19 protein-coding genes and 1 tRNA gene are annotated in these 19,397 nt (G+C 69.8%); 5 read left to right on the top strand and 15 right to left on the bottom strand.

The features are described from left to right. Positions 1-11: 11 nt before the first annotated feature. The 6 genes from tatA to GV015_RS13590 form a co-directional block, all read right to left on the bottom strand. Entirely contained in the window at positions 12-281 is a 270-nt protein-coding gene (gene tatA, locus GV015_RS13615) for a Sec-independent protein translocase subunit TatA (RefSeq protein WP_079705987.1), read from the bottom strand. Between the two features lie 81 nt (positions 282-362). Further along, positions 363-1,373: a YafY family protein gene (locus GV015_RS13610; RefSeq protein ID WP_159878851.1), complete on the bottom strand. Its 1,011-nt coding sequence runs from the start codon at positions 1,371-1,373 to the stop codon at positions 363-365. Continuing rightward, positions 1,366-2,406, bottom strand: a complete 1,041-nt coding sequence (locus GV015_RS13605) for a YafY family protein (RefSeq protein ID WP_079705985.1) — start codon at positions 2,404-2,406, stop codon at positions 1,366-1,368. Before GV015_RS13605 ends, GV015_RS13610 begins: the two co-directional genes overlap by 8 nt. A gap of 78 nt (positions 2,407-2,484) precedes the next feature. Next, a complete protein-coding gene (locus tag GV015_RS13600; protein WP_124769380.1) occupies positions 2,485-3,441 on the bottom strand; it encodes an FKBP-type peptidyl-prolyl cis-trans isomerase in 957 nt (318 codons plus the stop codon). 71 nt (positions 3,442-3,512) lie between these two features. Beyond that, on the bottom strand, positions 3,513-4,577 hold the full coding sequence (locus GV015_RS13595; protein WP_079705983.1) for a tRNA (adenine-N1)-methyltransferase: 1,065 nt from the start codon (positions 4,575-4,577) through the stop codon (positions 3,513-3,515). Further along, on the bottom strand, positions 4,574-5,278 hold the full coding sequence (locus GV015_RS13590; RefSeq protein ID WP_236555462.1) for an HAD family phosphatase: 705 nt from the start codon (positions 5,276-5,278) through the stop codon (positions 4,574-4,576). Before GV015_RS13590 ends, GV015_RS13595 begins: the two co-directional genes overlap by 4 nt. An 81-nt stretch (positions 5,279-5,359) precedes the next feature. Here GV015_RS13590 and GV015_RS13585 point away from each other — a divergent pair, with 81 nt between their 5' ends. Beyond that, entirely contained in the window at positions 5,360-6,286 is a 927-nt protein-coding gene (locus GV015_RS13585; protein WP_201299392.1) for a proteasome assembly chaperone family protein, read from the top strand. A 46-nt stretch (positions 6,287-6,332) separates the two neighbouring features. Here GV015_RS13585 and mshC read toward each other — a convergent pair whose 3' ends face one another. From mshC to GV015_RS13570, 3 genes are all read right to left on the bottom strand, one after another. After that, on the bottom strand, positions 6,333-7,571 hold the full coding sequence (gene mshC, locus GV015_RS13580) for a cysteine--1-D-myo-inosityl 2-amino-2-deoxy-alpha-D-glucopyranoside ligase (protein WP_159878849.1): 1,239 nt from the start codon (positions 7,569-7,571) through the stop codon (positions 6,333-6,335). Next, on the bottom strand, positions 7,568-8,392 hold the full coding sequence (locus GV015_RS13575; RefSeq protein ID WP_079705981.1) for an undecaprenyl-diphosphate phosphatase: 825 nt from the start codon (positions 8,390-8,392) through the stop codon (positions 7,568-7,570). The genes mshC and GV015_RS13575 overlap by 4 nt, the downstream gene beginning before the upstream one ends. 114 nt (positions 8,393-8,506) lie before the next feature. Further along, a complete protein-coding gene (locus GV015_RS13570) occupies positions 8,507-9,826 on the bottom strand; it encodes a M20/M25/M40 family metallo-hydrolase (protein WP_085510930.1) in 1,320 nt (439 codons plus the stop codon). 176 nt (positions 9,827-10,002) lie between these two features. On the opposite strand from GV015_RS13570, the gene GV015_RS13565 reads away from it, so the two are divergent. Then, a tRNA-Leu gene (locus GV015_RS13565) sits at positions 10,003-10,086 on the top strand. A gap of 245 nt (positions 10,087-10,331) precedes the next feature. On the opposite strand, the gene GV015_RS13560 is transcribed toward GV015_RS13565, so the two are convergent. After that, positions 10,332-12,149, bottom strand: coding sequence for a DEAD/DEAH box helicase (locus tag GV015_RS13560; protein WP_236555461.1), 1,818 nt, complete (start codon positions 12,147-12,149; stop codon positions 10,332-10,334). A 148-nt stretch (positions 12,150-12,297) separates the two neighbouring features. Between GV015_RS13560 and GV015_RS13555 the strand changes: the two genes are divergently transcribed. Beyond that, entirely contained in the window at positions 12,298-13,107 is an 810-nt protein-coding gene (locus GV015_RS13555) for an SGNH/GDSL hydrolase family protein (RefSeq protein ID WP_079705978.1), read from the top strand. Positions 13,108-13,146: 39 nt separating this feature from the next. On the opposite strand, the gene GV015_RS13550 is transcribed toward GV015_RS13555, so the two are convergent. Next, positions 13,147-14,391 (bottom strand): D-alanyl-D-alanine carboxypeptidase family protein, encoded by a 1,245-nt coding sequence (locus tag GV015_RS13550; RefSeq protein ID WP_137241648.1) that lies wholly within the window; start codon positions 14,389-14,391, stop codon positions 13,147-13,149. An 85-nt stretch (positions 14,392-14,476) separates the two neighbouring features. Then, positions 14,477-15,280, bottom strand: coding sequence for an RNA methyltransferase (locus GV015_RS13545; RefSeq protein ID WP_138947103.1), 804 nt, complete (start codon positions 15,278-15,280; stop codon positions 14,477-14,479). Positions 15,281-15,418: 138 nt separating this feature from the next. On the opposite strand from GV015_RS13545, the gene GV015_RS13540 reads away from it, so the two are divergent. Next, entirely contained in the window at positions 15,419-16,321 is a 903-nt protein-coding gene (locus GV015_RS13540) for a Sir2 family NAD-dependent protein deacetylase (RefSeq protein ID WP_079705976.1), read from the top strand. 4 nt (positions 16,322-16,325) lie between these two features. Here the strand turns inward: GV015_RS13540 and GV015_RS13535 are convergent, their stop codons facing one another. Then, complete coding sequence (locus GV015_RS13535; RefSeq protein ID WP_137241650.1) at positions 16,326-17,228, bottom strand: alpha/beta fold hydrolase; 903 nt, start codon at positions 17,226-17,228, stop codon at positions 16,326-16,328. Between the two features lie 104 nt (positions 17,229-17,332). On the opposite strand from GV015_RS13535, the gene GV015_RS13530 reads away from it, so the two are divergent. Continuing rightward, positions 17,333-18,106, top strand: a complete 774-nt coding sequence (locus tag GV015_RS13530) for a 3'-5' exonuclease (RefSeq protein WP_137241651.1) — start codon at positions 17,333-17,335, stop codon at positions 18,104-18,106. 72 nt (positions 18,107-18,178) lie between these two features. Here GV015_RS13530 and GV015_RS13525 read toward each other — a convergent pair whose 3' ends face one another. Together GV015_RS13525 and GV015_RS13520 are read right to left on the bottom strand one after the other, a co-directional pair. Then, positions 18,179-18,427, bottom strand: a complete 249-nt coding sequence (locus tag GV015_RS13525) for a type B 50S ribosomal protein L31 (protein ID WP_056005588.1) — start codon at positions 18,425-18,427, stop codon at positions 18,179-18,181. 156 nt (positions 18,428-18,583) lie between these two features. Then, a complete protein-coding gene (locus tag GV015_RS13520; protein WP_159878845.1) occupies positions 18,584-19,396 on the bottom strand; it encodes an ABC transporter ATP-binding protein in 813 nt (270 codons plus the stop codon). Position 19,397: the final 1 nt, after the last annotated feature.

Here is a 19,397-nt window from a genome sequence, read left to right as displayed (position 1 = left end):
GGTCCTCAGGGTTACGGCTTGACCGGCGGGTCGGTCGGCTTCTGCGGGGCCGTCGCGGCCGGAGTCGGGTCGGCGGGCGTCGTACTCGCGGGCGGAACCGTGCCCGTCGCGTCGGGCGAGGCGGGCTCGTCGTCGCGCATGCTCTTGACCTCGCTCTTGAAGATCCGCATCGACTGGCCGACGCTGCGGGCGAGACCCGGGAGCTTCGGTGCTCCGAACAGCAGCAGGACGATGAGGAGGATGATGACGAGGTGCCACCCGGTGAATGCGTTGCCGAACATAGTCTTCGTTCCTGATCTTCGAGGTCGAGGTCCACTCACTCTACCCTGCATCTCCCGCTCTGCTGCCGGGAGTCTCGGGAGTCAGCTCGCGGGTGTCGTGCGGTACTGCGCGAGACCGGCGGCCGCCCAATCGGCGACCGCGTCGCGCGCGTCCGCCGGGCCGAGCACGGTGATGAGCCCGGGGTGTGCGGCGACCAGTCGTTTGAGGCCGTGATGGTGCGCGAGGCGTAGGGTCGCGGTCACCTCGGCGTCGCTGTCCTCGCGGGCTGCGGAGCCGCCTGGTGCGCTGTCGACGGCGACCACGTAGTCGTCGATGAGCGGCAGGACCGAGCGTCGGACGAGCACGGTGACGTTGCGGTCGGAGTCGCTCGGCTCGAACAACGCGGTCGGGACGACGACGTCCGCTTCGCGGAACACGACCTCGGCGTCGGTCTCCCGCAGCTCGGTCATCCGATCGAGACGGAAGCGACGCGTCGCCTCGCGCAGGTGGCACCACCCGTAGAGATACCAGTCCTGATCCTGGGACTCGAGACGCAGCGGGTCCACCAGTCTCGCCTCGGTCGCCCCACTCGCGTCGACGTAATCGAACGCGACGCTGTGGCCGGCGGCCAGAGCCGACCGGATGATGCCGACCGCGTTCGCTGAGTAGGACTCGGTGACCGCGAGCTGGCCCGGTGCGGACGACGCCCCGCGGGCGAGCTTCGCCATCACGCCGCCGATGACGTCGCTGTCGACGAACTCGGGAAGGCGCTGGAGCGACTGCAGGCCGGCGATGAGGGCGGAGGCCTCGCGGGCTGAGAAGCGAGGACTGTCGTCGAGGGCGACCCGGTGGGTGAGGACGATCTCGTCGTCCTCCTCGAAGCTGCCCCAGTCGATGTCGAAGAGGTCGCCGGCGAGGTACTGCCGGGTGTCGCCCGGCACGCCGGACACCGTCAAGAGCTCGACCGCTTCTCGGATCTGGCGCGGGGACAGACCGAAGTGCCGCGCGGCCTCGTCGACCGTGACCCGCTCGCGGTCGATGAGGTACGGCACGAGCGAGAGGAGGAAGATCAGCTTGTCCTGGGCGCGGGGCGCCGCCGGTCGCTTAGCCACGGGCGGTCTCCTCGGGGTGGGGTGCGTCGTCGGTCGCGCGGTGGCGGGCGACGACCAGCTCGAGTCTGGACGCCACGGCCTCGACGAGCGCCGGAGGATCGAGGACGACGACCTCCGGGCCGAACCCGGCGAGCTCGTCGGCGAGGATGTGGTGGTCGAGGTACGGGATGGTGAGTTCCGTGCGCTCCGTGTCGCTGACGCCGTAGCGGTTGCCGAGGCGGGCCGCGGCGTCGGTCCCGGGCCGGACACGGACGAGGGCGCGTTGCGACGAGGACACGCGGCGCAGGCCGTCGATCGCGTCGGCGGCGTGGTCGCGGTCGTCGGCGGGGAACGACTCCCCCGTCGGCTTGACCGGACCGACGATCCGCGACAGGAGGAACGTCCGGGGCTCGTCCACCGTCCGGTCGGTCGCGTAGAGGTGCCAGCGACCCTCGTGCTGGACGAGCGCCAACGGTGCGACGGTGCGGACGCGTGGCCGCGCCTCGCCGGGCTTCAGGTAGGGGAAGGCGACCACGGACCGACGTTCGAGCGCCGCGTCGAGCGGTTCGAACGAGGCCTCCCGGGTGCGGAGTCTCGGCGCGTATCCGATGATCGGTTCGTCGGGCTCGATGCCGAGCGACCGCAACTTCGTCATCGCGCGCTGCGACTGGCCGGAGAGCGACCCCTCACGCCACACGGTGGCTGCGAGCGACAGCAGTGACAGCTCCGCCGGGGTGAACCGGACGTCGGTGGGGAGCTCGTAGGCGCCCTTCGGGATCCGATAGCGCATCGACTGGTTGTTGCCGGGTTCACCCGGCTGCTCGATCGTCTCGAGCGGGACGCCGAGTTCGCGGATGTTGTCCTTGTCGCGCTCGAACTGTCGCTCGAGGCTGGCGTTGCCACCGCCACTCGAATACTGCTGGCGGTACCCCTGGACGGTCGACAGGATCTCGTTCTTCGTCAGGCCGGTCTGCGTGGCGAGGAGCGCGAGCACGAGGCTGAAGAGTCGCTCCTCCACCGGGACCGGCTTCGGGGACTCGCGGGCTGAGGACACCGGTCCAGTCTACCGACGGACGGCCCGTCCCCCACCCGCGACGCGGGCGTGGGACGGGCCGTATCCGAGGCGTGTCGGTTACTGCGCCGCGCGCTGCGTGCCGAGCACGTCGATGACGAACACGAGCGTGGCGCCGGCCGGGACGCTGCCCGAACCCTGCTCGCCGTAGCCGTCCTTGGGCGCCACCACGAGGATGATCTGCGAGCCGACCTGCTGGCCGACGACCGCGTCGTTGAAGGCCTTGATCATCTGACCGCCGTCGGCCTGGAAGACGAGGGGCTGGCCCTTCTCCCAGCTGCTGTCGAAGACGCTCTTCTGATCCCACAGCACGCCGGTGTAGTTGACGATGACCTGGTCGCCGGCCTTGACCGTGGCACCGTCGCCGACGCGGGACAGGGTGTGCTTCGTCTCGGTCGGTGCTGGGGCCGCCGGGATGGTGATGCCGGGCTGACCACTCGGAGCGGTCACGACGGAGGGGAACCCTGACGGGATCGGGCGCTCGGCACCGTCGGCCTTGGGCAGCGCCGCACCCTGGATGTCGGCGACGAGGATGATCGCGTCGTCCTTCTTGATGCCGTTCGCCTCGCTGCCACCGCTCGGGCCGAACGCGTCCTCGGGTGAGATCGCCGCGACGACACGGGATCCGACCGTCGTGCAGGCGAACGCCTTCGCGAAGCCGGGGAGGCTTCCGGACAGGGCGATGAGGGTACTCGCGGGCCCGTTGAAGTCCGTCTGCTGCAGGACGTCGCCCGTGCGTCCGTTGAGGAGCATCAGGTTGAGGTTGACGGTGCCGTCGGCCGAGACCTGCTGACCGTCGCCCTGGATCACGACCTGGCGCTCCGTCGTCTTCGTGTACAGCGGCTTCGGGAGCTCCACCTTCGGGGTGGCGCCGAAGTCACCCGACACGCTGATGAGCTTCGTCGCGTCGCCGGCGGACGCCGCGGTGTCGCACGAGGCCGAGCCCGGCGCGGTGCACCCGGTGAGGGAGACGAGCAGGAGGCCTGCTGCGGCGATGAGAGCTGGTGCAGTGCGCACGGATCCTCGTTTCGGTGGTACGGGTGGGACGGCAGGTCGCCGTCGCACAGTTTAGTCGACGTGAACCGGGGTCAACGATCGTCGCCGAGCGGCGGCTCAGCGGCGGACGGTTCGATCGACTCCTCGGGCCCCGCACTCTCGCCGTCGAGGCCCCGCGCACGGGAGAGCTCGGCGCTCGCCCCGGCGCTCCTGGCACGCTTCCGCAGGATCTTCGCGCTCGCGGAGCGTTCCCCGAGGGCGCCCGGTGTCCACAGCTCGACGTCCTCGGCGCTGAAGTCGCTCTTCGAGGCGCGTCGCTTCAGCTCGGGCAGGACCGTGCCGGGTGCGAGCTTCCGCGCGGTGATGAGGAAGCCCGTGTGTCCGATCATCCGGTGGTCCGGTCGCACGGCGAGTCCCTCGACGTGCCACCCGCGCATCATCGTCTCGTTCGACTGCGGGTTCGTGAAGCCGCCCGTCCCGCGGATCGCCTCGGCGACCCGGGACAGCTGGGTGACGGTGGCGACGTAGCAGAGGATCACTCCACCGGGCTTCAGCGCCTCCCACGCGACGTCGAGGCACTCCCACGGTGCGAGCATGTCGAGCACCACGCGATCGACGGATTCGGCGGGCATCGTGTCGGGCAGGGTCTCCTGAAGGTCGCCGACCGTGACCGACCAGTTCTGCGGGTCGTAGCCGAAGAAGGTCGCGACGTTGCCGCGGGCGACGTCGGCGAACTCGTCCCGACGCTCGAAGGAGGCCAACCTGCCCGACGGTCCGATGGCCCGGAGGAGCCAGAGGGAGAGCGCGCCGGAACCGACACCGGCCTCGACGACCGTCGCGCCGGGGAAGATGTCCGCCTGGCCGATGATCTCGGCCGCGTCCTTCGGGTAGATGATGGCGGCACCGCGAGGCATCGACATCACGAAGTCGACCAGCAGCGGCCGGAGTGCGAGGTGCTCGATGCCCTCGGTGTTGGCGACGACGCTGCCGTCCGGCAGGCCGATGATCGTGGTGTGCTCGATCATCCCGCGGTGCGTGTGGAAGACCTTGCCGGCCTCCAGCGTGATGGTGTTCTTCCGCCCCTTCGGTCCGGTCAGCTGGACGCGGTCGCCCTCGCGGAAGGGCCCGCTGTTCGCCGGCTGGTGGTTCGCGCTCATCGCTGTGCTGCCTCTGTCTCGGGGTGGTGGGTGGAGCCGCTCGCGGTCGAGCGCAGCTCGGCGAGGTCGGCGACGGAGCGCCCGGCGAGGGTGTCCCAGGTGGTGTGGTGCGGGCCCTCGGGGATCGGCACGATGTGCGGGACCGACACGGCGATGGTCCCAGCCGCGAGCGCGGACGCGAGACCGGTGGCGGAGTCCTCGATCGCGATGCACTCGCGCGGGTCGACACCGAGTGCCTCGGCGGCCCTCAGGTAGGGGTCCGGGTGGGGCTTGGGCTGTTCGACCTCGTCGCCGGCGACGATGAGGTCGAACGCGTCGAACGGGATGCCGCTCGCGATGTCCTCGGCCATGGACCGGATCGACATGGTGACGAGTGCGGTCGGCACGCCGGCCTCCCGGAGCTCGTGGAGCAGCTCCTGGGCCCCGGGACGGAACGGGACGCCGCGTTCCTGGATGAGGCGCCGCACGTGGTCCGTGAGGTGGGCGACGATCGTGTCCGCGTCCATCGCGACCCCGCGGCCTTGGAGCACGGCGGCGGAGTCCCAGAGGCCGTTCCCGACGAGCAGGAGGCCGTCCTCATGGGTCCAGGTGCCACCGTGGGCCGCGACCAGCTCGGTCTCGGCCTCCATCCAGTAGGGCTCGGTGTCGACGACGGTGCCGTCCATGTCCCAGAGGACTGCGGCAGGGAGGAGAGTGGTCACGGGGTGCCATGCTACCGGGTGGTGAAGCGCCTATCCTGGATGGATGGTCGCGGAAGGTCCCCGTGCACCGAGGAGTGAGACGTGACGGAAGACACCAAGGAGCCGCTGGGCGGTCGCCTGCTCGTCGTGGCGTTCGAGGGTTGGAACGATGCCGGCGAGGCGGCGAGCGGCGCGGTGCGCGTGCTTCGCGACTCGCTCGCCCTCCGCCCGCTGCTCGAGATCGACCCGGAACCCTACTACGACTACCAGTTCAACCGGCCGACGGTCGGCGTCGACGAGGACGGCAAACGGTCCCTGACCTGGCCCGGTACCACGATCTCGGGGCCCGACCCCGAAGCGGCGAAGCCTGCGACCCCCCTGGCGGAGGACGCCGCGCTCCGGGTCAGCGAGGGAGGCGGCGACAACGTCTACGTGTTGCTCGGTGCCGAGCCCTCACGCGGCTGGAAGGCGTTCGTCGACGAGATCATCGCCGTGATCACCGAGCAGCGCATCACCGGCATGGTGATGCTCGGTGCGATGCTCGCCGACGTCCCGCACACGCGACCCATCTCGGTCTTCGCGTCGAGCGAGAACGCGGAGTTGCGGCAGGCCCTGCAGCTTGAGCGCAGCACCTACGAGGGGCCGGTCGGCATCCTCAGTGTGCTGGCCGACGCCGCCGAGCGACAGGGCGTCCAGAGTCTGTCGGTCTGGGCCTCGGTCCCCCACTACGTGCACAGCGCGCCCTCCCCGAAAGCCGTCCTGGCGCTGATCGACAAGCTCGAGGAGCTCATCGACGTCGTCATCCCCCGCGGAGCCCTCGTCGAGGAGTCCGGCGAGTGGCAGAGCGGGATCGACACGCTCGCCGCCGAAGACGAGGACATGGCCGCCTACATCCAGCAGCTGGAGCAGGCGCGCGACACCGTCGAGTCGCCCGAGGCGAGCGGCGAGGCCATCGCCAAGGAGTTCGAGCGGTACCTCCGTCGGGACGAGGGCAAGGGCGACGAGCCCTGGCGGAAGGACCGCGAGTAGCCCGGTCCCATCGCGGTGGCGCGACTCCGGTGAGCCGCCGTCCTGCTCAGCGCACGCCGAGGAGCGCGTCGACGGCCGACCGCGCGAGGTCGGCGTCGTCGACGCCGGTCGTCGCTGCGGCGTCGACGAGTGCGATGGCACCCGGGGTGTCGAGGTCGTCCGCCAGTCGGACCCGCATCGCCCGCAGCAGCTCGACGGCGGACGCTCCACTCGCGGCGTCCGTCGCGAAGGCCGAACGCCAGGTCCCGAGCCGACGATCGGCCAGGACGAGGTGCTCGTCGTGCCACTCCCAGTCGCTGCGGTAGTGGTTCGCGAGGATCGCGAGTCGGATGGCCGAGGGGTCTGCTCCGTCGGCGGCCAAGCGTGAGACGAGGACGAGGTTGCCGAGGGACTTCGACATCTTCGTGCCCTCGTAGGCGACCATGCCGGCGTGGCTGAACACCTTGGCGAGCGGGCGACCGGACAGCGCTGCGGCGTGCCCGGCGCTCAGGTCGTGGTGCGGGAAGACGAGGTCGGAGCCGCCACCCTGGACCGTGAAGTCGGATCCGAGGTGCTGGAGGGCGATGACCGAGCACTCGATGTGCCAACCGGGGCGTCCTTGGCCGACGGGTGACTCCCAGCTCGGCTCGCCGTCGCGCGCCGCCCGCCAGAGCAGTGGATCGAAGGCATCGCGTTTCCCGGCGCGGTCGGGGTCTCCCCCGCGCTCGGCGAAGAACGCGGCCATCGTCGCCTCGTCGAGCCCGCTCTCCGCGCCGAGGTGCCAGACGTCGTCGGCCGCGGCGCGCACGTCGAAGTAGACGTCGTCTCCGGCGGCACTGTCCGGGGTGTCGACCGTGTAGGCGACACCGCGCTCGATGAGCAGCGCGACGGCGTCGGCGATCGGTCCGATGACCTCGGTGACCGCGACGTAGTCCTCGGGTGGCAGGATGCTGAGGCGTTCCATGTCGCTTCGGAAGAGTTCGACCTGGCTCGCTGCGAGTTCGATCCAGTCGACGCCGGTCGCGTTGGCCCGCTCGAGCAGCGGGTCGTCCACGTCGGTGACGTTCTGGGCGTAGTGCACCTCATAGCCGGCGTCCAGCCAGACGCGCTGCAGGGTGTCGTAGGCGAGGTAGCTCGACGCGTGGCCGAGGTGGGTCGCGTCGTACGGGGTGATGCCGCAGACGTACAGCCGCGCCGTACGTTCGGCGGAGGCCTCGATGAGCCCGGCGCTCGGGGTGTCCCAGAGACACGGGGCCGTGCCGGAGCCGGGCAGCTGCGGGACGACCGGGGCGGACCAGGCCCTCACGCGTTGATCACGCCCGTGCCGAGCAGCACCAGCAGGACGACGCCGAGCACGATGCGGTAGACGACGAAGGGCAGGAAGCTGCGCTTCGAGATGTAGCTCATGAAGAAGGCGATGACCGCGAGGCCGACGACGAACGCGATGACCGTGGCCACGAGCGTTTCGACCGGTCCGTACGGGCTCGGCTCGCCGATGCTCTTGAAGACCTGGTAGAAGCCGCTGCCGAACACCGCGGGGATCGCGAGCAGGAAGGCGTACCGCGCCGCAGCACGGCGCTCGTAGCCCATGAACAGCCCCGCCGTGATCGTGCCACCGGAGCGGGAGACACCGGGGATGAGGGCGAGGGCCTGGGCGCCTCCGAAGATCGCGCCGTCGCGGTAGGTCAGGCTCTTCAGTCGTCGCTTCTTCGCTCCGACGGCGTCGGCGACACCGAGCAGGATGCCGAACACGATGAGCATGATCGCGACGATCCACAGTGAGCGGAAGGTCGTCTCGATCTCGTCCTGGAACAACAGGCCGAGCACGACGATGGGGACGCTGCCGATGATGATCAGCCACCCCATGCGGGCGTCGGCGTCATCCCTCGGGATCTTGCCGACGAGGGCCTTGCACCAGGAGGAGATGATGCGGACGATGTCGCGCCAGAAGAACACCACGACGGCGGCCTCGGTACCGATCTGGGTGATCGCGGTGAACGCCGCGCCAGGGTCCTTCGCCCCCGGGAGGAACTCGCCGAGGATGCGCAGGTGTGCGCTCGACGAGATCGGCAGGAACTCGGTGAGTCCCTGGACGAGTCCGAGGATGATGGCGTTGATGAGGTCCACAGGGCACCTTTCTGCAGCCGGATGGCTGGTGTTCGGCCGGATCCGGCAGTCGTCGGCGGGGCGGCTCCTGGAGCGTCTCGCGGCTCGGAGGGCGCGGAGACGGACCGTGGGAAGTCAGTAGTCGAGGAGGAGGTCCGTGAGGACCTGCTTGCCAAACCCTAGCGCGTCGAGCGGCACGCGCTCGTCGACTCCGTGGAACATCGCGGGGAAGTCCAGGTGTTCCGGCAGGCGCAGCGGCGCGAAGCCGTACCCGGTGATGCCGAGGAGCGAGAGCGCCTTGTTGTCGGTACCGCCGGAGAGCATGTACGGGAGCACCGGGGCGCCGGGGTCATGGCGCCCGAGGGTCTCGACGACCGCGTCGACGAGCGGACCCGAGAACGGTGTCTCAAGACCGATGTCGCGGTGCATGACGACGATCTCGATGTCCTCACCGACGATCTCCGCGACGCGCGCGAGCACGGCGTCCTCCTCGCCGGGCAGGGTGCGGATGTCGACGAGCGCCTCGGCGCGATCGGGGATCACGTTGTGCTTGTATCCGGCCTGTAGCAGGGTCGGGTTGCTCGTCGTGCGGAGCGAGGCCTGGATGAAGCCGGAGGCGGTACCCGTCGCGAGGGCGAGCTCGTCCGGGCCGAGCCGTTCGGGCGTGGTCCCGAGGATGGTGGCGATCTCCCGGAGCAGCTGCTCGGTGGTGTCGGTGAGTCGGACGGGCCACTCGGTGCGTCCGATGGCCGCGACCGCTTCCGCGAGGCGGGTGACGGCGTTGTCCTGCACGTAGCGGGATCCGTGGGCCGCTCGTCCGGTCGCGACCAGTTTGATCCAGACGAGGGCCTTCTCCGAGGTCTGGAGGAGGTAGGAGCGGCGTCCGCCGAACGTGATCGAGTACCCGCCGACCTCGCTGATCGCCTCGGTCGCGCCGGCGAAGAGCTCCGGCCGTTCCGTCACGAGGTGGTGCGAGCCGAACACGCCGCCGTTCTCCTCGTCCGAGAACATCGCGATCACGAGGTCGCGTTCCGGCCGACGGCCGCTGCCGAGGATCTCGCGGAGCGACGCGAGGATCATCGCGTCCATGTTCTTCATGTCGACGGCCCCGCGTCCCCACAGCAGGCCGTCCTTGATCTCGCCCCCGAAGGGGTCCACCGACCAGTTCGCAGGATCGGCGGGCACCACGTCGAGGTGCCCGTGCACGACGAGCGCCGGCTTCTCGGGGTTCGCACCGGCGACCCGTGCGACTACGCTGGTCCGGCCCGGAGCGGCGTCGATCAGCTCCGGCTCCAGTCCGAGGTCGCGGAGGTACGCCTCGACGTACTCGGCCGCCTCCGTCTCGCCGTTGGAGCGGCCCTCGCCGTAATTCGTCGTGTCCATGCGGATGAGGTCCCGCGCGATCCGCGTGGTCTCGTCGAGCGTGAGGTCGGATGCGTCTGAGCCGGAGGTCATGGTTCCACGCTACCCGTCGGCCCTGACCGCTGCACCTCTCCCCCGTTCTGCTCGGTCGGCGCACGGCCGGAGGGCGTCGGGAACTTCGTCTGGCGGTACGAGGTGGTGAACGGCTGTCGAAATCCGTGCTAGAGTTTCTTCTCGTGCCCAGCGAAAGCCGGACACGATCACAACACGCGCGGGTGGCGGAAATGGCAGACGCGCTAGCTTGAGGTGCTAGTGCCCTTACGGGCGTGGGGGTTCAAGTCCCCCTTCGCGCACACCGTGTTGAGACGGCGAACGGCCGGAGCGAAAGCTCCGGCCGTTCTTGTTTTCCCGCCGGACTCCACGAGACGCGGACACCCGAGATCGTCTTCGGCCAGAGCGAGAACCGGCGCACCTCCCCCGGTCCCTGAGCCTGCACCGCCGCTCCCTGAGCCTGCACCGCCGGTCCCTGAGCCTGTCGAAGGGCAGCTCCGGCGGGCCGACCGCGAAGCAGGAGCACGCGTGCGGAGAAGCGCGGTCCTCAGTGCCCGTGACCCAGGCGACGCCGGAGCAGGTCGATGCGTGACTGCAGCTGCGTCACGCTCGCCTGTGCCACGGCGGGCCCGCCGCAGACGCGTCGCAGTTCCGCGTGCACGAGTCCGTGCGGCTCCTTCGTGTGCTTGGCGTAAAGGCCCACCAGGGTGTTGAGCACCTGGCGCTGCTCCTTGAGGGTGCGGTAGAGCGGAGCGGGGATGTCCGCCTGCGGACTCGGCGAGGCGGCGTTCTTGTCGACGAACGCCCCGCGCTTGGCCTGGCGGCTCTGGCGCTGCACGAGCAGTTCGTGCACCTGTTCAGGCTCGAGGAGCCCGGGGAACCCGATGAAGTCGAACTCCTCCTCGGTGCCCGGCTGGGCGAGCTCGCCGAACTCGTCGCCGTCGAACACCACCCGGTCGAAGTGCGCGTCCGAGGAGACGGCCTGCCAGGTGAACTCCTCGAGGAGTGAGTCGGAAGCATTGTCCTCGCGCTCCGCGGCCGCCATCATCGCGTCCTCCGGGTTGAAGAGGTCGCCCTCCGCATCCGGGTCGCTCGGGCGGTCGAGTGCGTGGTCGCGTTCGAGCTCGAGTTTCTCAGCGAGGGCCATCAGGTTCGGCACGTTCGGGAGGAAGATGCTGGCGATCTCGCCGCGTCGACGTGCCCGGACGAATCGCCCGATCGCCTGCGCGAAGAACAGCGGCGTAGCGGACGACGTCGCGTAGACGCCGACGGCGAGTCGTGGGACGTCCACGCCTTCCGACACCATGCGGACCGCGACCATCCAGCGCTTGGTGTTCCCCGAGAAGTCGGCGATCCGGTCGCTGGCCTCCTTCTCGTCGGAGAGGACGATCGTGGGCTGCTCCCCCGTCAGCTCGTGCAGGATGGCGGCGTAGGCTCGCGCGGTCGTCTGGTCGGTGGCGATCACGAGTCCGCCGGCGTCGGGGACCGCCTGACGGACCTCGGACAGTCGGAGGTCGGCGGACTTCAGGACCGCCGGGATCCAGTCACCCTGGGGGTCGAGGGCGGTGCGCCAGGCCGCGGAGGTGATGTCCTTCGTGTTGCCCTCGCCGAGGCGGGCCTCCATCTCGTCGCCGGCCTTGGTCCGCCAGCGCATGTGGCCGGCGTAGACCATGAAGAGCACCGGACGGACGACCCCGTCCTGGAGTGCTCGACCGTACCCGTAGTTGTAGTCGGTGACGGAGGTCCGGATGCCCTGGTGATCCGGCTGGTAGACCACGAACGGGATCGGTGCCGTGTCTGACCGGAACGGGGTCCCGGTCAGGGACAGGCGACGGGTCGCCCGCGAGAAGGCCTCGTGGATGCCGTCGCCCCAGCTCAGGGCGTCGCCGCCGTGGTGGACCTCGTCGAGGATGACGAGGGTGCGACCCGAATCGGTCGTGCGCTGATGCACGGGCGGGTTCGCCGCGACCTGGGCGTAGGTGACCGCGACACCGTGGTAGTGGCGGCCGAAGACCTGATCGCGGTTCGCGAAGTTCGGGTCGAGGCGGATGCCGACCCGGCTCGCGGCCTCGGCCCACTGGCGCTTCAGATGATCGGTCGGGGCGACGACCGTGATGCGGTCGATCGTTCCGCGATGGAGGAGTTCGGAGGCGAGCCGAAGCGCGAACGTCGTCTTGCCTGCGCCCGGTGTCGCCGCCGCGAGGAAGTCACGGGGTTCGGTCGTGAAGTACTGCTCGAGCGCCTCGGCCTGCCAGGCTCGAAGTTTGCTCGCCGTGCCCCACGCTGCGCGTTCCGGGAAGGCCGGTGAGAGGTGTTCGGCTGCGGACCCGCCCAGGTGCTGGGTCGAAGAGATTTCCGCGTTCACTGGAGACCACTGTACCCGGCCGCACCGACACCGCCGACCATCGTGTGCGTCCCCGACACCCATCCGGATGTCCGACTCGCGACTGATCCGCCAGCCGAGGGGCGGGCGTACGCTGGAGGTTCCGGATGCACAGCAGGAGGAACCACCCATGACCGAACAGCACCATCCCTGGTCGCGGTACGTCGCCATCGGCGACTCGTTCACGGAGGGGATCGGCGATCCCGAGCCGGGGGCGCCGGGCGGGCACCGCGGATGGGCCGATCGCGTCGCCGAGGTGCTGGCCGCGCAGAACTCGGACTTCGCCTACGCCAACCTCGCGGTGCGCGGCAAGCTCGCTCAGCAGATCCTCGACGACCAGGTGGAGCCGGCCCTGGAGCTGCACCCGGACCTCATCACGATCTCGGCGGGCGGCAACGACGTGATCCGGCCCGGCACAGACCCCGACGACATCGCCAGACGACTCGAGCAGGCGATCATCCGACTCCGGAGCGACGGAGCGACGGTCGTGCTGTTCACCGGCGTGGACGTCGGCTTCTCCCCCGTCTTCCGGAGCATCCGCGGCAAGGTCGCGATCTACAACGAGAACCTGCGGGCCATCGCCGCCCGACACGACTGCATCATCGCCGACCAGTGGGCCCTCCAGGCGATCCAGGATCCGCGGATGTGGGCACCGGACCGCCTGCACCTGAACGCGCTCGGCCACCACGAGGTCGCCCGCCTCGTCCTGCACGCGCTGAACGTCGAGAACGACCTCAAGCCGCTGCAGCCGGAGCCGCTCCCCGTCAGGCGTTGGCGTCAGGCCCGGACCGAGGACTTCGCCTGGGCGCGTGAGTACCTCGTGCCGTGGGTGCTCCGTCGGGTGCGGCACCAGTCGTCCGGCGACCACATCACCGCCAAGCGACCGCTCGCCGGCCCGTTCCTCACGGTCGCAGCGCAGGACCAGGAACTCGACGTCTGACCGTCCGGCCGATCACCCGGGCTCCGGCGTCTGCTGCGGTCACGGGTTGGTCAGGCGCCACCAGGGCGTGACCGGCGTGACGTCCGCGTCGAGGGCCAGCGGGACGTCGATCGTCGCCGCGCCGCCCTCCGCGCCCGCCCCCACGGTGTAGCTGAGCTTCCCGACCGTCGAACCGGCGGCACCCGCGTCGATGGCTCTGGCGCGGCTCTCGACCGTGATCGGGGTGTCCTGCCAGACGAGCACGGAGGCGTCGGAGGCCACGACGACCTTCGCGGCCTGGTCCCACGCGGTCGAGTAGGAGCCGACCGACTGCCCGGCGGTGGCGAGCTGGACCTGGTGGAATCCGGCCGGCACGCTCTGCAACAGGGAGACCACGGCCTCGTTGAGCACGGTGTGGTCGTCGGCACCGAGGATGACGCCGACGACGGTCACCGTCCGCCCCGCCACCTGGAGGTCGGCGGAGAACAGCAGGCAGGCGCCCGAGGCGTCGTCGGTCCCCGTCTTCATGCCGGTCACCCCGTACTGGCCGAGGAGGGCGTTCGTGTTCTCGACCTCGCCGATGGCGGGCAGCACCGCCGTGGGCTCCTTGACGATCGACGAGAGCACCGGGTCGGCGAGCACGAGCTTGCCGATGGTCACGAGGTCGCTCGGGGTGCTGACGTTCGTCTCGCCCAGGCCGCTCGTGTTCGTGACGGTCGTGCCCGTCAGCCCACGTGCATCGAGCCAGGCGCGCGCCGCGTCGAGGTACGCGTCGACCGAACCGAAGGCCCAGACGGCGAGGGAGATGCTGTAGTTGTTCGCCGACGGGAGGAGCAGTGCTTCGAGCATCTGCCGCTGGGTGAACACCGACCCGGCGACGACGGGTGCCGCTGAACCGTTCTCCGCGATGGTGTCGTAGTAGAACCCGACGTCGGCGTCGGTCAGCGTGATGGACGGGCCCTGATCCCCCGCGGCGAGCGGCTTGGCCTCCAGCACGACGAGGGAGGTGATCGTCTTCGTGATGCTCGCGATGGGGAACGGCGTCTGCTCGCCACTCGAACTCAGGACGCCGTCGAACCCGACGGCACCGATGGCCCCTCGCCCGAATCCGGGCCAGGCGACCGGTGTCGTCTGCTGGACGAGCGAGGTCGTGAGGGCGTCGCTGGAATCGAGCGTCGCAGCCGCGGCCGGCACCGGTCGGAGCAGCGCTCCTGCGCTGTACCCGAACACCCCGATGAGGAGGGCGAGGACACCGAAGACGGCGAGACGGCGGCGGCGGTAGATCTGTCGTCTCGTGAGTGGCACCCGGTCATGCTACCCGGCGCTCCTGCGCGTACCCTGTCGCGACGTGCCGCCGACCGGGTGGTCCTCGGGCAGCGTGGGACCGTTGTCAGCGGACCCGGAGCTCCCAGAGGGCGACGGCACTGGCCGACGCGACGTTCAGCGAGTCGACGCCGTGGAGCATCGGGATGGTCACGATCGTGTCGGCGGCGGCGAGGGCCGAGGCGCTCAGACCGTCACCCTCGGCGCCGAGCACGATGGCGAGTCGTTCCGGCGCGGTCCGAGCATAGGTGTCGAGGTCCACGGCATCGTCGGCCAAGGCCAAGGCGGCCGTCTCGAAGCCGGCATCCCGCAGGACGCCGGAAGCGACGTCCCATTCCGGCAGGCGGGTCCACGGCACCTGCAGGACCGTGCCCATGCTGACGCGGACGCTTCGACGGTACAGCGGGTCGGCGCAACGCGGGGTGATCAGGACCGCGTCGGCACCGAGGCCGGCGACGGAACGGAAGATGGCGCCGACGTTGGTGTGGTCGACGATGTCCTCGAGGATGACCACCCGGCGGGCGTCGGCGAGGAGTTCGGCGGGGTCGGCGAGCGGAGGGCGGTGCATCGCCGCGAGCGCTCCCCGGTGCAGGTGGAAGCCCGTCAGCTGCTCGAGGAGCGCGGGCTCGCCGACGAAGACCGGGACGTCGTGGTCCTCGAGGAGCGGCGAGACGTCCTCGAGCCACTTCTCCTGCAGCAGGACCGATCGTGGTCGGTGCCCGGCGCGGAGCGCACGTTCCATGACCTTCGTCGACTCGGCGATGTACAGGCCACCCGCGGGTTCGGACACCCGACGGAGGGCGACGTCCGTCAGTCGCGCGTAGTCGTCGAGTCGTCCGTCGTCGAGATCGGTGATCCGGATGACCTGCATGGGAGACGTCCTCTCGACGCGATGTTCGACCTCCACCTTGCCAGAGTGGGAACACGATCGAAAACGAGGCCGTTTAGACTCAGGGGAAGCGATGGCCCGGAGCACTCCGATCATCGCGGACGGATGGACGGAGCAGGCATGAGCACGCTGATCGCAGCAGGGGATCCCGCTGACGAGACGGCCGAGGCCGGGCTCGAACGGGCGATCGAGCTGCTCGCGGACCGACGTGTCGCGTTCCTCACCGGGGCCGGCGTGAGCACGGACTCCGGGATCCCCGACTACCGGGGCCAGGGCGCTCCGGTCCGGACCCCCATGACGGTCGACCAGTTCCTGTCCAACGACGACGCCGCGCGCAAGCGCTATTGGGCCGGCAGCCACCTCGGGTGGAAGCGGTTCGACGGCGCTCGCCCGAACGCCGGCCACCGGGCGATCGCGCTCCTCGAGGAGGCAGGCATCGCCGACGGCGTCATCACGCAGAACGTCGACGGCCTCCACGTCAGGGCCGGCTCGCGCCGCGTCGTCGACCTGCACGGGTCGATGGACCGCGTCAGCTGTCTCTCCTGCGGGCAGAGTTACGCCAGGTCGAGCATCGCGGAGCGCATGACGGACCTGAACCCGTGGCTCGACACCGAGACGGACGTGACGATCAACCCGGACGGCGATGCCGAGGTCGGGCGCGTGGACGAGATCGTCGTCCCCGTGTGCACGGTCTGCGGTGGCATGTTGAAGCCGGACGTGGTCTTCTTCGGCGAGTTCATCCCGACGGAGAAGTACGCCGAGGCGGCAGCACTCGTGCGCGGCGCCGACGCACTCGTGATCGCCGGCTCCTCCCTCGTGGTCAACTCGGGGATCCGGCTCCTCGAACTCGCCCGCCGGAAGCGGTTGCCGATCGTCGTCATCAACCGCGGCGTCACGAAGGCGGACGGCCGCGCGGACGTGAAGCTCGACGCTGGTGCCAGTGAGACGCTCACCGGGATCGCCGCTCGCCTGGTCCCGTCCGCCTTCACGAGCGTCGTCTCGCAGGAGGCGACCGACGCCTGACGCCTCAGGCGTCGGTGCGGTCGTCCGCGAGGAACGCGGTGAGGCGCTGCGCCGCGTCGTGCGGCTCCTCGTAGTGGATGAGGTGTCCGACGCCCGGGATGACGTGCAGCTGCGCGTCGGCGAACCGCTTCGCGAGCGCGTACTGCGCGGCCACGGGCGTGATGTCGTCACGCTCGGCGGCGATGAGCAGCGTGCGGCTCGGGATGCGGTCGGCGTACTCGCTGACGTCGTGGCTGACCGAGGCGGTGAACGACTCGAGGACGACCTCCCGGTCGGCGAAGGCGCTGAAGTACTGGTCGTGCTGGGCGTGGATCCACCGACGGAGCGTCGGGTCCTTCGTCTTCGACATCGCGACGCTCATGATGCGCACGACACCCTTGTTCCGGAGGAAGGCGAATCCCAGGCGTTTCGGGAGCTTCGCGGACGACCAGTAGTAGAAGACCGCGAGCCTCGTCAGGACACCTCGAGGGCCCTGGAGCGCCGGGGCGGCGATCGGGTTCACGAGGATGAGGTCATCCGGTCGGAGTCCCCCGGCGACGGCGGCGCTCGACACGATCGAGCCGAACGAGTGCCCGAGCAGGACGACACGGCCGGTCAGGTGCAGTTCCTCGATGAACCGTCCCAGCCAGGCGGCGTACCCCTCGACGGAGTGGGTGGCCTCGGGGAAGGGAGCCGAGCTGCCGAAGCCGGGGAGGTCCGGAGCGATGATCCGGAACCCGGAGAGCTGCGCGACGACCGGTTCGAGGCCGTGGTGGTCGCCCCGGAACCCGTGCACCATGACGATCGTCGTCGACGCCTCGTGGTCGCCGTAGTCCCAGAACCGGGTCTCGGCTCCGTCCACGATGAGCGAGCGCTCCCGGACGGGGATGCGGTCGAGCTGGTCGGCGTACGGTGATTCGACGGGCATCCACTCAGTCTAGGCAGTCCGGCTCCGTGTTCACCCGACGACGCGGACCGTGCCGCCCCGGCGTGGCACAGGACCCTGTCGGAGGTGCGTCATAGGGTGAAGGCGTGAACACGGTCGATGCGAATCCCCACTGGACGGACCGCCTGGCGGTCTTCGATCTCGAGACGACGGGCATCGAGGTGGAGACGAGTCGCATCGTGACCGCCTTCGTCGGTGTCATCACCGCGGACGGTTCGGTCGAACGTTCGTGGTCGTGGATGGCCGATCCCGGGGTCGAGATCCCCGCTCGCGCCGCCGAGATCCACGGCGTCACGACGGAGCGGGCCCGGGCGGAGGGGCGTCCGGCGCCGGCCGTCGTCGGAGAGATCGTCGCCGTCCTCACCGAGCTGTTCGCCGCGCGGACCCCGGTGGTCGCCTACAACGCTCCGTACGATTTCTCCCTCCTGCACTTCGAGGCGGAGCGACACGGGGTGACGTCGATCACCGACCCGTCCCCCGTCGTCGACCCGCTGATCCTCGACCGGCGGCTCGACACCTTCCGGCGCGGCAAGCGGACGCTCGAGGTCGTCGCCGCCCTACACGGCGTTCCGCTCGAGGGTGCGCATGACGCGGGGGTGGACGCCGTCGCCGCCGGACGCGTCGCTCAAGCCATCGGTCGGCTTCATGCCGACGCCCTGCCGACGAGCGTCGACGAGTTGCACGAGGCCCAGCGGACCTGGTCGCTCGAGCAGGCGGAGAGCTTCCAGTCCTACATGCGCCGCGTGCGCGATCCCGAGTTCGTCGCCGACGGTGCTTGGCCCATCCGCACCGGACGCCCTGCCGCCCGACCCGAGGCGCCGATCATCGTCCCAGCGGACCAGCTGCCCATCGGCATCTGAGCTGTACGGCTCGGCACGACGACGAACGCCCCGATCCGAGGATCGGGGCGTTCGTGTATTCCAGCTGAAGGACTACTTGCCGAAGCCCTTGAAGCGCTGGTTGAACTTCTCGACGCGACCGGCGGAGTCCATGATGCGCTGCTTGCCCGTGTAGAACGGGTGCGACTCGGACGAGATCTCCACGTCGATCACCGGGTAGGTGACGCCGTCGAGGTCGATCGTCTTGCCCGACGAGACCGTCGAGCGCGTGAGGAACGTCGCGCCGGAGGCGAGGTCGCGGAAGACGACGGCTTCGTACGTGGGGTGGATGTCAGATTTCATCAGCAGTCCTTGTTGAGTGGATGGTGTGGGTAGTACCCGCGCTCGGAACTCCAGGCACGAGGCAGAAAGCTCTTGGCTCCGCGAGCCAAAGGTCGACTTTACCAGACTCGGCGCGCGTCTGCTCGCCAGCCGAGGACGACTCGCCGAGCATGGCGGTCAGGAGGGAGCGACGGCCGAGCGTCCGGCGCGGGCCGAGCGGGCGTGGAACCGGCCGTCCTCCTCGGTCAGTTCGATCGGGAGGTCGAAGGTCTCGCTGAGGTGCTCGGCCGTGAGTGTCTCGGCGATCGGGCCGGCGGCGACGATGCCACCGTCGCGAACGAGCAGGACGTGGGTGAAGCCGACGGGGATCTCCTCGACGTGGTGGGTCACCATGATGATCGCCGGTGAGTCGTCGGCGCTCGCGTAGCCGCCCAGCAGCTCGACGAGCTCCTCGCGCGTGCCGAGGTCGAGGCTCGCGGCCGGCTCGTCGAGCAGGAGGAGTTCGGGGTCGGTCATGATGGCCCGCGCGATCTGCACGCGCTTCTGCTCGCCGTCGCTCAGTGTGCCGAAGCGGCGGTCGGCGAGGTGGTCGAGCTTCCATTCCGCGAGGACCCGCGACGCGCGCTTCACGTCGATGTCCTCGTACTGCTCGACCCAGCGCCCGGTGACCGAGTAGGCCGCCGTGAGCACGACGTCCAGGACGGTCTCCTCCGGCGGCACCCGCTTCGCGAGGGCGGAGGACGCGAAGCCGATGCGCGGGCGCAGTTCGAAGACGTCGACCCGGCCGAGCGTCTCGTCGAGTACGGAGACCGTGCCCTTCGAAGGGTGGATGAGCGTGGCCGCGAGCTGCAGGAGCGTCGTCTTGCCGGCGCCGTTCGGGCCGAGGACGATCCATCGCTGGTCGCCCGTCACCGTCCAGTCGACGCCATCGAGGATGGGGTTGAGATTGCGGACGACGGACACATCGGAGAACTGCAACACGCTCGGCATG

Origin of the sequence: Plantibacter sp. T3, from assembly GCF_902506515.1 — a bacterium.
GTDB classification, from domain to species: Bacteria; Actinomycetota; Actinomycetes; order Actinomycetales; family Microbacteriaceae; genus Plantibacter; species Plantibacter auratus.
This window is presented reverse-complemented; position numbering and strand designations above follow the sequence as displayed.